This window comes from Belnapia sp. F-4-1 (assembly GCF_000802185.1).
Taxonomy (GTDB): domain Bacteria; phylum Pseudomonadota; class Alphaproteobacteria; order Acetobacterales; family Acetobacteraceae; genus Belnapia.
Genome location: NZ_KN676113.1, coordinates 2,753,945 through 2,766,845, shown reverse-complemented (window position 1 = coordinate 2,766,845; position 12,901 = coordinate 2,753,945). Strand labels below are relative to the sequence as shown.

The following is a 12,901-nucleotide window of genomic DNA, read 5'->3' as shown; positions in this document are numbered from 1 at the left end:
GGGGCGGCGGCCCAGCCGGTCCCCCGCCTCGGCATGGAGGAAGACGCCCCAGAGCGTGGCGCGCAGCGGCGGCGCGCCGCGGGCGGCGAGGCCCGCGACGATGCCTGCCAGCGTGTCGCCCGAGCCGGAGGTGGCGAGGCCGACATTGCCGCGGTCGCAGGACCAGGCCTCGCCCTGGGGCGAGGCGACGAAGGAGCGGCCGCCCTTCATGTCCACGACCGCGCCGAAGGCGGCGGCGGCGCGGCGGGCGGCGGCGAGCGGGTCGGCGGCGATCTCCTCGGCCTCGCAGCCAAGCAGGCCGCACATCTCGCCGAGATGCGGCGTCAGCATCAGGCGGCCGGCATGGCGGCGGAGGGCATCGCGGCAATCGGCAAGCGCCGCGAGGGCACCGGCATCGAGGATGAAGGCGGCCTCGCCCTCGGCCGTCTCCATCAGCCGATGGGTGAGCGCGGCAAGGGCCGGCGGGTCCATCATGCCGGGGCCGAACACCACCGCATCGGCGCCGCCGCAGCGGCGGGCGAGCATCGCGGCTTCGGCCGGGTCGATGCCGCCGGCATCGGTTTCGGCGAGGGGGAAGACGCGGGCCTCGGGCATCGCCATGGCGAGGTGCGGCGCCGCACTGGCGGGGGCGGCGATCTGCACCTTCCCGGCGCCGGCCCTGAGCGCGGCGATTCCGGTGAGTAGAGCGGCGCCCGGCACCTCGCGGCTGCCGGCGATGACCAGGACGCGGCCGCGGCTGTTCTTGTCGGCGCCCTGCTGGTGGTCCGGCAGCGGCATGCCGCGCAGAAGTTCCGGCGTGAGGGAGGCGGGGGCGCTCATGGGGCAGGTGCCGCCGCCGGGGCGTCGGGCTCGGCGGTGACGGGGGCGCCCTCCTCCAGCAAGGGCGCGAGGAAGTTGTAGCGGCGCAGCACGAGGCCCGAGCCGGGCTGGTGGGCGTATTCGGTGATGCTGCAATTGGCCACGTCGCCCTCGCGGTCGATGGCGAGGATCTGCTCCTCCGTCATCCGCTCGATGAGGTAGCGCAGGCAGAGCACCACGACCTGGTGGGCCACGATCATCACCCGCTCCCCGGCATGGTGCAGGCAGATGGTGTCGAGCGCGCTGCGCAGGCGGAGGATGACGTCGCACCAGCTCTCGCCGCCGGGCGGACGGTGGTAGAATTTGCCGAGGCTCTTCCGCAGCTCGGCCTGGTCCGGGTGCTCGGCGGCGATGCCGTAGCGGGTGAGCCGGTCGAGGATGCCGAACTCCTTCTCCCGCAACCGCTCGTCGAAGGTGAGGGCCTCGGGCGTGGTGCCCATCAGCTCGGCAGTCTGCCGCGCGCGGAGATAGGGGGAGGCGAGGACGATCTCGGGCCGCTCCCCAGGCGGCTGATCGGCGAACCAGCGGCCGAGGGCGCGGGCCTGCTCCTCGCCGCGGTCGCTGAGGGGCACGTCCACGTCGCGGGCAAGCGTCTCGATGCGGTGGAGGCGGGCGGCCTGGGCGGCATCGCGCGCGACATTGCCGCGGCTCTCGCCGTGGCGGACGATCCAGAGCCGCTCGGGCCAGCGCTGCTGCATGAATCTCCCCCTGCCGGTTGCGGGATGGCAACGCGGCAGGGGGCCGGGGTTTTCGGACAAAAGCGGGCGGAGACGGGTTCCGCAGCTTTCGGACAAAAGCCGCGGGGGGAGTGGGCCGGGGCTTTCGGCGGCGGCGGGCGGGTGGTGCTGCATCATCCGGGCCCTCCTCGAAGGGTCGGATGATACAGGACTTTTATCCTATTTTCAACCTGCCAGGTTGCGCAGCGCCCAGCCGGTATGGCCGACCTGCTCGTCGGTCAGCTCCGGGTACATCGGCAGGCTGAACACCTCGAGCGCCGCGCGCGCCGTCTCGGCGCAGCCGGCGGGGCCGAGGGGGATGCGGCCGAAATAAGCCGATTGCAGGTGGACCGGCACCGGGTAGTGGATGCCGGTGCCGACGCCGTCCTGGCGCAGCCGGGCTTGGATATCGGCCCGGGTCATGCCCCAGGCGCCGGCGCGGAGCACGTATTGGTGGAAGACGTGCTCCGCATCCGCCCGGCGGGCTGGCGGGGCGAAGGGGCCGCCCGCGAGCGCCGCGTCATAGGCGGCGGCGATCTGGCGGCGGCGCTCATTGCCCCAGTCGAGGGCGGTCAGCTTCACCCGGAGGATGGCGGCCTGCACCTCGTCGAGCCGGCTGTTCACGCCGACCATCGACGAGACGTAGCGCTCCTTCCAGCCATATTGCCGGATGGCGGCGATGCGGTCGGCCAGCTCGTAGTCGTCGGTCGCCAGCACGCCGCCATCGCCGAGGGCGCCGAGATTCTTGGTGGGGTAGAGCGAGAAGGCGGCAGCCCGGCCGAGCGTGCCGAGCCTGCGGCCGCCGAGGGTCGCGCCATGGGCCTGGGCGCAATCCTCGATCAGCGCGACGCCGGCGGCCTGGCAGGCGGCGAGCATCGGCTCCAGGTCGCAGGCCTGGCCGTAGAGATGGACGGCGATGACGGCGCGGATCGGCGGCAGGCCGGGTGGCGGGTCCTCGAGGACGGCGGACAGCTCCTCGGGGTCCATGGTGTAGGTATCGGGGTCGATGTCGAGGAGGAGGGGGACAGCGCCGGCCATCTCGATCGCCGCCACGGTGGCGACGGCGGTGTGGGAGACGGTGACGACGGTCGAGCCCTCGCCGATGCCCATGCCGCGCAGGATCAGCGCCAGCGCATCCGTGCCGTTGGCGCAGCCGACCGCGCGGGAGCTGCCGAGCCAAGCGGCGAATTCCTGCTCGAAGGCTTCGCCCTCGCGGCCGAGGATGTACCAGCCGGAGGCGAGGGCGCGGGCCACGGCGGCATCGATCTCGGCCTGCTGGGCGCGGTAGCCGGCACCGGGATCGGCCTGGGGGATGACGGTCATGCTCATCGGCGGTTCGTCCTTGGAGCCTCAGCTATAGTCGGCCATGCGGCTGCGATACCAGTCGAGCGAGCGCGCCAGCCCCTCGTCCAGCCCGACCAGGGGCACCCAGCCGGTGGCGGCGCGGAAGGCATGGTCATCGGCGTGGTAGCTGCCGATGTCGATGGGCGCGCGATCGGCGGGGAAGGACTTCACGGCGTAGTGACCATGCCCGCCATTCGCGGCGATCAGCCGGTCGGCCAGCTCGATCAGGCTGGCCGGGGGCGAGCCGCCGAGGTTGAAGACCCGGCCGGCGACATCCGGCTTCGGGGCGTATTCGGCCGAGAGCAGGAAGGCGCGGACCACGTCGTCGACATAGGTGAGGTCGCGGAGCTGCTCGCCGCCCCAGACCTCGAACCCCTCCCCCTTCAGCACCTGCCTGATCCAGATGCCGAGGAAGGTCTGGCGGGCGTCGCGGATGCGAAGCCGCGGACCGTAGCAATTGGTCAGGCGGAGCGAGACGACGGGGCGGTGCAGCACGCGCTGCTCCAGCAGCCAGTACTGCTCGCCGGCCCATTTGGAGACGCCGTTGGCATCCGGCGGGTTGACCGGGTGCAGCTCGTCGACCGGCAGCTGCATCGGGCGGCCGTAGAACTGGCGGGTGGAGGCGTGGACGACGGTGGCCTTGGGCGCCGCCTCGCGCATCACCTGGATCAGCCGGACCTGGGCGACGGCGTTGATGGCGATGTCGGCCACCGGGTCCTTCTGGCCGCCCATGTGGCTGGTCTGGGCGGCCATGTTGAACAGCACGTCCACGTCCTGGCAGAGCGTGTGCAGCTCCACGTCGCGGATGTCGCCGCGGACGAGGAGGACGCCGGCGCCCTCCAGATTGGCCATGTTGGCGCCGCCATCGGGGAACATGGCGTCGAGCGCCGTCACCCGCGCGCCGAGCGCGGCGAGGGCATGGCAGAGGGCGCTGCCGAGGAAGCCGGCCCCGCCGGTCACCAGCACGCGCTTGCCGCGCCAGAAAGCGGCCCGTTCGGCCTCGGTCATCGGTCCTCGATCCTTGTCCACTGCGCGCAGGTTCAACCCCGATTGCGGCGGAACCGCGCCTAATCCCCGGCGACGGCGCGGCGCGTCGCCTCCTCCCGAGGGGCATGTTCCCTGGGCGCCGCATCGGGCAGGCCGGCGCGGCTGCCGCGCATGATCTCGATGAAGCCGAAGAGCAGCAGCAGCTGGGCCAGCAGCATCTGGATGCTCGCCAGCAGGCGGATGCCGTCATCGGCCGGGATGATGTCGCCATAGCCCACGGTCGAGAGCGTCACCACGCTGAAATGCAGGGCGTCGGAGAAATCCACCCGGATCGGGCCATGGGTGCTGGTGAAGAGCGGTCCGCCGGAGAGCCCGTCGGCGATGCGGTAGAGGCATCCGAAGACCACCGTCAGCAGCGCCCATAGGCTGGAATAGGCGGCGATCGGCACGGCGAGGCGGGAGAGCCGGCGCGTCACCGCGCGGAAGATGACGGCGATGTCGACCAGCAGCCGCACCACGTCGCCGACCGAGACGGTGCTGACCGCGGCGATGGCGGCCATGGCGCCGATCAGCGCCATGCCCTGGCCGGTAGCGGGCAGGCGGTTCACCGGGAAGCCGAGGGAGACGAGGCCGACCAGGCCGGTGAGCGCCAGCCAGCGGGCAAAGCGCGGCAGATGGGCGAGGTCGGCGGCCTCCTCCTCCTCCGCCCAGGCGCTGAGGTCGCGGCGGCGCAGCCAGCAGGCGGCGACGAAGGCGGCGATGGGCAGGACGAAGGCGACGGCGCGGGCCCAGTCCGGCGCGTCGGGGAAGCCGGCGCGGCCGATTACCACATAGAGGCAGGCATACATCGCGAGGCCATTGGTGGTGCCGAGGGCGAATTGCGGCCCGTGTGGGAAGAGCCGGTAGAGCGCGCCGATCGCCAGCGCCGAAGTGCCGAGCAGCACCAGCGGGAAGGTGCCGCCGCGATCCGCCACCCCGCCTGCGACCAGCAGCATCAGCCCGAGCGACAGGCCGATGGCACCGAGGAAGGGGCGGCGCTGGCGGGCGCGGTCAGGCATCCGGCATGGCGGCGATGCCGGTGATCTCGACCCGCCAGCGGGGATCCACCAGCGGCGCCTCGACGGTCATGCGGGCGGGCTTCGCCGCCGGGTCCAGCCAGCGGTCCCAGGCGCGGTTCATCGCCGGGCGTCGCGGATATCGGCCAGCACCACGGTGATCGTCAGCAGGTTCGACTTGTCGGTGCCGGCCTCGGCCAGCAGGGCGTCGATCTGGGCGAGGATGTCGGCGGTCTGGCCCTCGGCGTCGAGCGTGGGATCATCGGCCACCTGGCCGGCCAGGTAGACCAGCGCGCCATGCACCACGGCGCCGGAGAGCCGCCCTTCTTCCGCCAAGCGTCGGATCGCCATGCCTGCCTCCCTGCCACCGAGGCATGAACCATAAGGGCGAGAGTGGGTCGATGGATACTCCCCTGCCTGGAGTGACCTGCGAGTCACAGGCAGCATCGGCCCGCAAGCGCTTGGAACGAAACGCCGTCGGCAGCGTAAGGCCTGTTGACACACCCATCGCTCCCACCCCCCAAGGGAGATTCCTCCGTGACCGAGCCCACCTCTCGTGCCGCCTCCCGCGGCACGCAGTTCCCCTCTGCGCGCCGGCTGCGTCCGGCGCTTGCCGCCCTCGCCTGCGCCCTGGCCGCGAGCATCGCCGCGCCGGCACCGGCCGAAGCGCGGCCCAACCGGCCTGGCGCGGTGCGCGCCCAGGCCAAGCCCGTTCCGGTGATGCGGGCCGCGCTGCGGCCGGCGCCGCGGCGGCAGGCCGCGGCCCCGGTGCGGGCGCGGGTCAGGACCGTGGCGATGGTGCCGCCCATCGCCGCGGCCGAGGACGGGACGCCGAGCCCCGCAGTCGCCGCGGCGCTGGCAGCGGCCACGCGCAGTACCGGCGCCGACCCGGCGCTGCTGCGGGCCATCGCCTGGCAGGAGAGCCGTTTCAGCCATCGCGCCAGCAACCGCCTCAGCTCGGCCCGCGGGCTGATGCAGTTCACCGAGGCGACTTGGCTGGAGGTGGTGCGGGATTTCGGCGCGCGGCACGGGCTGGCGCGGGAGGCAGCGAGCCTTTCGACCGATGCGCGGACCGGGGCCATCACCACCAAGCGGCCGCGCGACCTGCGCCACATTCTGGCAATGCGCTTCGATCCGCGGCTCTCGGCCGTGATGGCGGCAGAGCGGCTGGGGGCGAAGCGGGCGGCGCTGGAGGCGCTGCTTGGCCGGCCGGCTGGGACGACGGAGCTGTACCTCACCCATCTGCTCGGTCCGGCCGGGGCGCGGCGCTTCCTCGCCGAGCTGGACCGGGCGCCGGCGCGGCCGGCGGCGGAGGCCGTCGGCGCCGACAGCATCGCGGCGAACAAGGGCGTCTTCTTCGAACGCGCGACCGGGCGGGCGCTGAGCTTGGCCGAGGTGAAGGCAGGGGTCGCCCGGCTTCTTGCCTCGCAGCGTGCAATGCCAGAGACGATCACGCTCGCAGCGCGATAAATCGCTTGCTTTCCGATCCCGGTCGCGAAATTGTCAATCGCGTGTGACCGGGGGGCGGGATGGACGGCGGGAAGCAGTTGCTGGCGCTGGCGCCTGAAACGGATCGGCTGGCGTCTTCCCTCGACGACTGGGCGGGGCGGCTCCAGGTCCGGGCCGAGGCGCCGGCCCCGGCCGCTATCGAGACGGGCTGGGCGGCGAAGCTGACGGCGCATGTCCGCCAGGCTGGCGGGCTACGGGCAGTGGCGGCTTCGATACGTCCCGCGGCGGCCGAGGCGAGCCCGATCGGTGCCTTCCTTGAAGCGCTCACCCTGCTGAAGGACCAGTTGCTGCGCGAGCGGCAGCGGGCGGATGCGGCCGAGGCCGCGCTGACGGAAGCGGGCGCAAGGCTGGCGGAGCGCGAGGCGGCGCTCACCGCGGCCGAGGCGCGGCTGGCGGAGGCGGCGAAGCGTGTGGAGAAGGCGGAGAAGGAGGCTCAGTCGGCCCAGCAGGGGCTGCGGCGGCTGCGCAAGCGCGGGCTGATCGCGCGGATCCTGAACGCGGATTAGCCTGACAAATGCCGCCGGCGCAGGAGGCGGGCGGCGAGGCCATCGACCGGCCCGGCCAGCACCGAGACCGCCCAGGCCAGGCCGGCGCAGAGCACCACCGCCGGGCCGGCCGGGACATCGGCATGGAAGGAAAGCAACAGCCCGGCGAGGCTCGCCGCCATGGCGATGCCGACCGAGGCATAGGCCATGCCGCCCAGCCGGCGTGACCAGTGCCGGGCGGCGATGGCGGGGAGCATCATCAGCCCGACGGCCATCAGCGTCCCCAGCGCCTGGAACGCTGCCAGCAGGTTCAGCACGACGAGGCCGAGGAAGCCGAGATGCCAAAGGGCGCCGCGGGCGCCGACCGCCTGGGCGAAGCCCGGGTCGAAGCATTCCAGCACCAGCGGGCGCCAGGCGAGGGCCAGGGCGGCGAGCGTGACGGTCGCGGCGCCTGCCATCAGCAGCAGCGCGCCGTCGTCGACGCCGAGGACGCTGCCGAAGAGCAGGGTCGTCAGCTCCACCGCGCCGCCGCGCATCGAGACCATGGCAACGCCGGCGGCGAGCGCGACAAGGTAGAGGGCGGCGAGCGAGGCGTCCTCCCGCCCGCCGGTGGCGCGCGACAGGGCGCCGGCGCCGACCGCCACCAGCAGGCCGGCGACGAGGCCGCCGAACGCCATCGCCGGCAGCGAAAGGCCGGCGACGAGGAAGCCGGCGGCGACGCCGGGCAGGATGCCATGCGCCAGCACGTCAGCGGTGAGGCTCATCCGCCGCAGCATGAGGAAGAGGCCGAGCGGCGGCGCGGCGACCGAGAGGGCGAGGCAGCCGACCAGGGCGCGGCGGAGGAAGCCGTACTCGATGAAAGGCTGGAGGATCAGGCGGCGCAGGCCTCCGCCTGCTCGGCCCAGGCCTCGGCCATCATGCGGGCGCGGAGGCGGTTGGCGGCGGTCAGCACCTCGCCGGTCGGGCCCCAGCCGAGGCAGTCGCGGGCGAGCAGCAGGGTCTCGGGGAATTCGCGGCGGACGAGCTCGAGGTCGTGCAGCACGGCGATCACCGTGCGGCCCTCGCCGTGCCAGCGCTTCACCAGGGCCAGCAGCTCGGCGGCGGTGCGGGCGTCGAGCGCATTGAAGGGCTCGTCGAGAAGGATCACCGGCGCGTCCTGCAGCAGCAGACGGGCGAAGAGCACGCGCTGGAACTGCCCCGCGGAGAGGCTGCCGACCGGGCGGCGCTCGAAGCCCTCGAGGCCGATGGCGGCGAGCGCGGCCTCGGCCCGGGCGCGGCCGGCGCGCGGGATGGCGCGGAAGGCGCCCGTCTCGCCCCAGAGGCCGAGCAGGACGGCATCGAGGCAGGTGAGCGGAAAGCTGCGGTCGAGGCTCGATTGCTGCGGCAGCAGGGCGACCTGGCCGGCGGCGCCCTCGATGCGGCCGCAATCCGGGCGGTGCAGCCCGGCGATGGCGCGCAGCAGCGTCGTCTTGCCGGCGCCGTTGGGGCCGACCACGGCGGTCAGGCTGCCGGGGGCGAAGCGGCCGGAGAGGTGATGCACCGCCGGGCGGCGCTGGTGGCTGACCGTGAGGTCGGCGATGTCGATCCCGGCGGGGCTCATGCGGCCATCGCCCAGGCGACGGCGAGCCAAAGCCCGGTCGCGACCGCCGCCGCCAGCGCGAGGCGGGCGGCGGCGCCGGAAGACAGGTCGAGGGGGTCGGGCCAGGGCATGATGTTATGAGATAACATCACCCCTGGCGGGTTGCTACCCCCCGGCCATCAGGCTCAGGAAGCCTTGCGCTTGGAGCCGCCCTTGGCGTCGTTCGCCGCCTCGCCGCCCATGACCTGGGGCATGAGGACGGACTGGGTGAGCTCGGTCAGCTTCAGGTCGGTCTGCTTCTCCTCCTCGAGGATCTCGCCGAGGATCTGGCCGACCTTCTCCTCGCCGAGCGCCTTCGCCAGGGAGGCCGTGGTGCCGTAGGAGGCGATCTCGTAATGCTCGATCTTCTGCACCGCGGCGACGATGACGATGTCGAGGACCGGCCCCTTCTCGTACTCCTCCACCTCGTGCTGCGCCTCCTCGATCAGGCCGCGCATCGCCTCGCAGACCTTGCGGCCGGGGCGGGCGCCCATCTCCTCGAGCGCCTGCTCGACGCGCTCGACCTGGGACTGGGTCTGCTCGACATGCAGGGTCAGCGCCTCGCGCAGCTCCGGCGCGGAAACCTTGCGGACGACGCGTTGCATGTTGCGGGTGCCCTGCTTCTCGGCGCTGTAGATGTCCTTCAGCGAGGCGACCAGCATCTCACGGATTTCGTTGTCCATGTCTAACTCTCCATCTGTAGCGTCGATGCGGAAGGAAAGGCTGGCAGCGGGTGAAGTTGCCACGCGTCATGGCAACGTCTCATCCTCGCGACGCCAGGGCGACGCCACCGAGCGTGAGCGCCAGCGCCGCACCCTGACGCAGGCCCAGCGGCTCGCCGAGCAGGGCCGCGCTGCCGAGCACGCCGATGATCGGCACCAGCAGCGAGCCGATGGCGGCGGTGCCGGCGGGCAGCCGCTTCAGCGCGCGGAACCAGGCGAGATAGGCGAGGCACTGGCCGATCACCGAAGCATAGGCGAGGCAGGCCCAGCCCAGGGGACGCACCGCGGCGGGATGCGCCTGCTCGACGGCGAGCGCCACCACAGCGACGGGCAGCACGCCGAGCGCCAGCTGCCAGGCGACGAGCGGCACCGGCGCCATCGCCAGGGGGAAGCGCTTGGTCCAGATGGTGCCGGAGGCGAAGAGCAGCGCCGTCGCGAGGATCGCCAGCACGCCGGGCAGCTTTCCCGCCATCGCCCCGGCGCCGAGGTCGAGCCGGCCGGCCATCAGCAGCGTCACGCCCGAAAGGCCGAGGGCGAGGCCGGCGAGGCGGCGCCAGCCAGGGCGCTCGCCGAGGAAGGGCCAGGCGAGCATCGTCGCCCAGACCGGCATCGTATAGGCGATGATCGCCGCCTCGGAGGCATCGAGCCAGAGGATCGCCAGCGGGGCGAAGAACAGCCAGGAGGTGACGTTCAGCAGCGCCGCCACCGCCAGCCTGCCCCACTGGTCGGGGCGGGGCAGCAGGGAGTCGCGCTGCAGGAGGGCGATGGCGGAAAGCAGCAGGACGGAGCCGCCGGCGGCCAGCACCCGGAAGGTGAAGGGCGGCCAGTCCTGCATCAGCAGCTTCATGACCGGCCAGTTCATCCCCCAGGCCGTGGCCGTCACGGTGAGGTAACCGAAGCCGGCGAGGCGGGGATTCACGCCATCAGGGCCGCGATGCGCTCCAGGACGGGAGGCGGCAGCGGGCCTCGCTCCGCGGCGGCGACGGCCTGGTCGAGCTGGCCGAGCGAGGCGGTGCCGATCAGGGCGAGGCTCATCTCCGGCGGGGTGATGGCGAAGCGGATGGCGAGTTCGGCCAGCGACGCGGCATGGCCCTCCTCCACCAGCGGGCCGAGGCGGCGGGCATGGGCGAGGTCGGTCGCGTAGTCCCCGGCCGAGGCGATGGGGGCGACCTCGGGCATGGCAATGGGATGGCGACCCGCCTCGCCCGAGAGGGCGCCGGCGGCAAGGATGCGGATGCCGATCAGCCCGACGCCCTGGGATGCGGCGGCGTGGCCGAGCTGGCGGAAATCCTGCCCCGGCAGGCCGGCCGGCAGCGGAGCAAGCCAGGACGGGTTGAGGGCGTTGAAGGGGATTTGCGCCGTGTCGATCAGCCCGGCTTCCAGCAGTTGGCGGAGCGCGGGCTCGGAGCCGAGGGCGGTGATGCCGAGGAAGCGGCATTTTCCCTGGTCGCGCAGCCGGTGCAGGGCGGGGATGGCCTCGCCCAGCAGCTCCGTCAGGCTGTAGCCCTCGTCCAGGCCGATCGGGTCATGGAGCTGGAGAAGGTCGATGCTGTCGCGGCCGAGGCGGCGCAGGCTGGCCTCCAGCGAGGCGGCGATGGCGCCGGGGATGTCGCGCGGCGCGGCGGGCAGGCGGAATTTGGTGCCGACCAGCGGGCTGGCGCTGAGCGCCTTCAGGGCGCGGCCGAGATTCTCCTCGGAGGCGCCATTGCCATAGGCGGGGGCGGTATCGACATAGTTGATGCCGGCCTCGAAGGCCCGGGCAAGCGACCGTTCCTGCTCGGCCGCGCTGCCGCGGACCATCAGCCCGCCGACGGCGCCGGCGCCGTAGCCCAGCACCGAGACCTTCAGCCCGGTTCGACCCAGGACCCGCTGTTCCATCCACCGCCCCTCCTCGCTAAGGGAGGAGGATACGCCTCGCCCGGCCCTTGGAAACCCATGCTGCGTTTGACCGAATTGCGCCTGCCCCTCGGCCATGAGCCCGAGCTCCTGCGCGCCGCCATCCTCGCCCGGCTCGGCATCGCCGATGACGCGTTGCTGGACATCGCCGTCTTCCGCCGCGGGCACGATGCGCGGAAGCCGCGGGCGATCATGTGGGTCTATACGCTCGACCTCACCCTCGCCGACGAGGCGGCGGTGCTGGCGCGGCACCAGGGGGATGCGAACCTGCGGCCGGCGCCGGATACGCGCTACCGCTTCGTCGCCCGCGCGCCGGAGGCGGCGGCGCGGCCCGTCGTCATCGGCGCCGGTCCCTGCGGGCTGCTGGCGGCGCTGGTGCTGGCGCAGATGGGCTTCCGCCCCATCATCCTCGAGCGCGGCAAGCTGGTGCGGGAGCGAACGAAGGATACCTGGGGCCTCTGGCGCCGCGGCGTGCTGATCCCCGAGAGCAACGTGCAGTTCGGCGAGGGTGGCGCGGGCACCTTCTCCGACGGCAAGCTCTACAGCCAGATCAAGGACCCGCGGCATTACGGGCGGAAGGTGCTGACGGAGTTCGTCAAGGCAGGGGCGCCGGAGGAGATCCTCTACGTCTCGCGCCCGCATATCGGCACCTTCCGCCTGGTGTCGATGGTGGAAAGCATCCGCGCCGAGATCGAACGGCTGGGCGGCGAGTACCGCTTCGGCTGCAAGGTGGCCGGCCTGCAGCTTGGGGCGGGGCGGCAGGTCGAGGGCGTGGTGCTGGAGGGCGGCGAGGCGATCGCGACGAAATCCGTGGTGCTCGCCATCGGCCACAGCGCGCGCGACAGCTTCGCCATGCTGCGCGATGCCGGCGTGCATCTGGAGCAGAAGCCCTTCAGCATCGGCGTCCGGATCGAGCATCCGCAGGGAATGATCGACCGGCTGCGCTGGGGACCGAATGCGGGCAACCCGCTGCTCGGCGCGGCCGACTACAAGCTGGTGCATCACGCGAAGAACGGGCGCAGCGTCTACAGCTTCTGCATGTGCCCGGGCGGGACGGTGGTGGCGGCGACGAGCGAGCCGGGGCGCGTCGTCACCAATGGCATGAGCCAGTACTCGCGCGCCGAGCGCAACGCGAATGCCGGCATCGTCGTCGGCATCTCGCCGGCGGATTACCCGGGCGACGTGCTGGCGGGCGTCGATTTCCAGCGGCGACTGGAGAGCGCGGCCTTCCTCGCAGGCGGGGGCGACTACCGGGCGCCGGGGCAACTCGTCGGCGACTTCCTCGCCGGGCGGCCCTCGACCGCGCTCGGCGATGTGCTGCCGAGCTACAAGCCGGGCGTGACGCCCACCGACCTCTCGCTTTGCCTGCCCGACTTCGCCGTGGCGGCGATGCGGGAGGCGCTGCTCGCCTTCGACCGGCAGATGCCGGGCTTCGCGCGGCCGGATGCGGTGATGACGGGCGTCGAGACACGGACCAGCAGCCCGATCCGCATCCGCCGCGGCTGGGACTTCCAGAGCCTCAACACGCCGGGGCTGTTCCCGGCCGGGGAAGGCGCGGGCTATGCGGGCGGCATCCTCAGCGCCGGCGTCGACGGCATCCGCGTGGCGGAGGCGCTGGCGTTGCTGGCAACCGGGCAGGAGGTGCCGCGGGAGATGAGTCGCGGCGTGGAGGCGTCGGAGACGACCTATGGCTGAGGCCGCCTCCACCGTT

13 protein-coding genes and 1 pseudogene are annotated in these 12,901 nt (G+C 72.7%); 3 read left to right on the top strand and 11 right to left on the bottom strand.

Going from position 1 to position 12,901, the window contains the following annotated elements; genetic code table 11:
- The 6 genes and pseudogenes from LH62_RS13090 to LH62_RS13065 all read right to left on the bottom strand — a co-directional run.
- The coding region (locus LH62_RS13090) for an NAD(P)H-hydrate dehydratase (RefSeq protein ID WP_201445493.1) at window positions 1–819 on the bottom strand (819 nt) is incomplete at its 3' end.
- Window positions 816–1,556 (bottom strand): histidine phosphatase family protein, encoded by a 741-nt coding sequence (locus LH62_RS13085; protein ID WP_043361872.1) that lies wholly within the window; start codon window positions 1,554–1,556, stop codon window positions 816–818. The genes LH62_RS13085 and LH62_RS13090, both read right to left, overlap by 4 nt.
- Window positions 1,557–1,760: 204 nt before the next feature.
- Window positions 1,761–2,903 carry a DegT/DnrJ/EryC1/StrS aminotransferase family protein gene (locus LH62_RS13080; protein WP_043361870.1) on the bottom strand — a complete coding sequence of 381 codons (1,143 nt, stop codon included), beginning with the start codon at window positions 2,901–2,903 and terminating at the stop codon, window positions 1,761–1,763.
- Window positions 2,904–2,924: 21 nt separating this feature from the next.
- The gene (locus LH62_RS13075) at window positions 2,925–3,926 is read right to left on the bottom strand and encodes an NAD(P)-dependent oxidoreductase (protein WP_043361867.1); all 1,002 of its coding nucleotides are present in this window, start codon (window positions 3,924–3,926) and stop codon (window positions 2,925–2,927) included.
- Window positions 3,927–3,985: 59 nt separating this feature from the next.
- Complete coding sequence (locus LH62_RS13070) at window positions 3,986–4,963, bottom strand: potassium channel family protein (RefSeq protein ID WP_043361865.1); 978 nt, start codon at window positions 4,961–4,963, stop codon at window positions 3,986–3,988.
- Window positions 4,956–5,311: pseudogene (locus tag LH62_RS13065) on the bottom strand (RidA family protein). Before LH62_RS13065 ends, LH62_RS13070 begins: the two are co-directional and overlap by 8 nt.
- Before the next feature lie 186 nt (window positions 5,312–5,497).
- Here LH62_RS13065 and LH62_RS28360 point away from each other — a divergent pair.
- Together LH62_RS28360 and LH62_RS13055 are read left to right on the top strand one after the other, a co-directional pair.
- Entirely contained in the window at window positions 5,498–6,430 is a 933-nt protein-coding gene (locus LH62_RS28360; protein WP_052214374.1) for a transglycosylase SLT domain-containing protein, read from the top strand.
- A gap of 59 nt (window positions 6,431–6,489) precedes the next feature.
- A complete protein-coding gene (locus LH62_RS13055; RefSeq protein WP_043361863.1) occupies window positions 6,490–6,975 on the top strand; it encodes a hypothetical protein in 486 nt (161 codons plus the stop codon).
- On the opposite strand, the gene LH62_RS13050 is transcribed toward LH62_RS13055, so the two are convergent.
- The 5 genes from LH62_RS13050 to LH62_RS28355 all read right to left on the bottom strand — a co-directional run bounded on the left by LH62_RS13050 (window position 6,972) and on the right by LH62_RS28355 (window position 11,172).
- Complete coding sequence (locus LH62_RS13050; protein WP_082012845.1) at window positions 6,972–7,826, bottom strand: metal ABC transporter permease; 855 nt, start codon at window positions 7,824–7,826, stop codon at window positions 6,972–6,974. The two genes, LH62_RS13055 and LH62_RS13050, sit on opposite strands and share 4 nt — an antisense overlap.
- Entirely contained in the window at window positions 7,826–8,554 is a 729-nt protein-coding gene (locus LH62_RS13045) for a metal ABC transporter ATP-binding protein (protein ID WP_043361861.1), read from the bottom strand. The genes LH62_RS13050 and LH62_RS13045 overlap by 1 nt, the downstream gene beginning before the upstream one ends.
- A gap of 164 nt (window positions 8,555–8,718) precedes the next feature.
- Window positions 8,719–9,255 (bottom strand): ferritin-like domain-containing protein, encoded by a 537-nt coding sequence (locus tag LH62_RS13040; protein WP_082012549.1) that lies wholly within the window; start codon window positions 9,253–9,255, stop codon window positions 8,719–8,721.
- A 79-nt stretch (window positions 9,256–9,334) separates the two neighbouring features.
- Window positions 9,335–10,213 (bottom strand): DMT family transporter, encoded by an 879-nt coding sequence (locus LH62_RS13035; RefSeq protein ID WP_043361858.1) that lies wholly within the window; start codon window positions 10,211–10,213, stop codon window positions 9,335–9,337.
- The gene (locus LH62_RS28355; protein ID WP_052214372.1) at window positions 10,210–11,172 is read right to left on the bottom strand and encodes an aldo/keto reductase; all 963 of its coding nucleotides are present in this window, start codon (window positions 11,170–11,172) and stop codon (window positions 10,210–10,212) included. Before LH62_RS28355 ends, LH62_RS13035 begins: the two co-directional genes overlap by 4 nt.
- A 57-nt stretch (window positions 11,173–11,229) precedes the next feature.
- On the opposite strand from LH62_RS28355, the gene LH62_RS13025 reads away from it, so the two are divergent.
- Entirely contained in the window at window positions 11,230–12,885 is a 1,656-nt protein-coding gene (locus tag LH62_RS13025) for an NAD(P)/FAD-dependent oxidoreductase (protein WP_052214370.1), read from the top strand.
- Window positions 12,886–12,901: the final 16 nt, after the last annotated feature.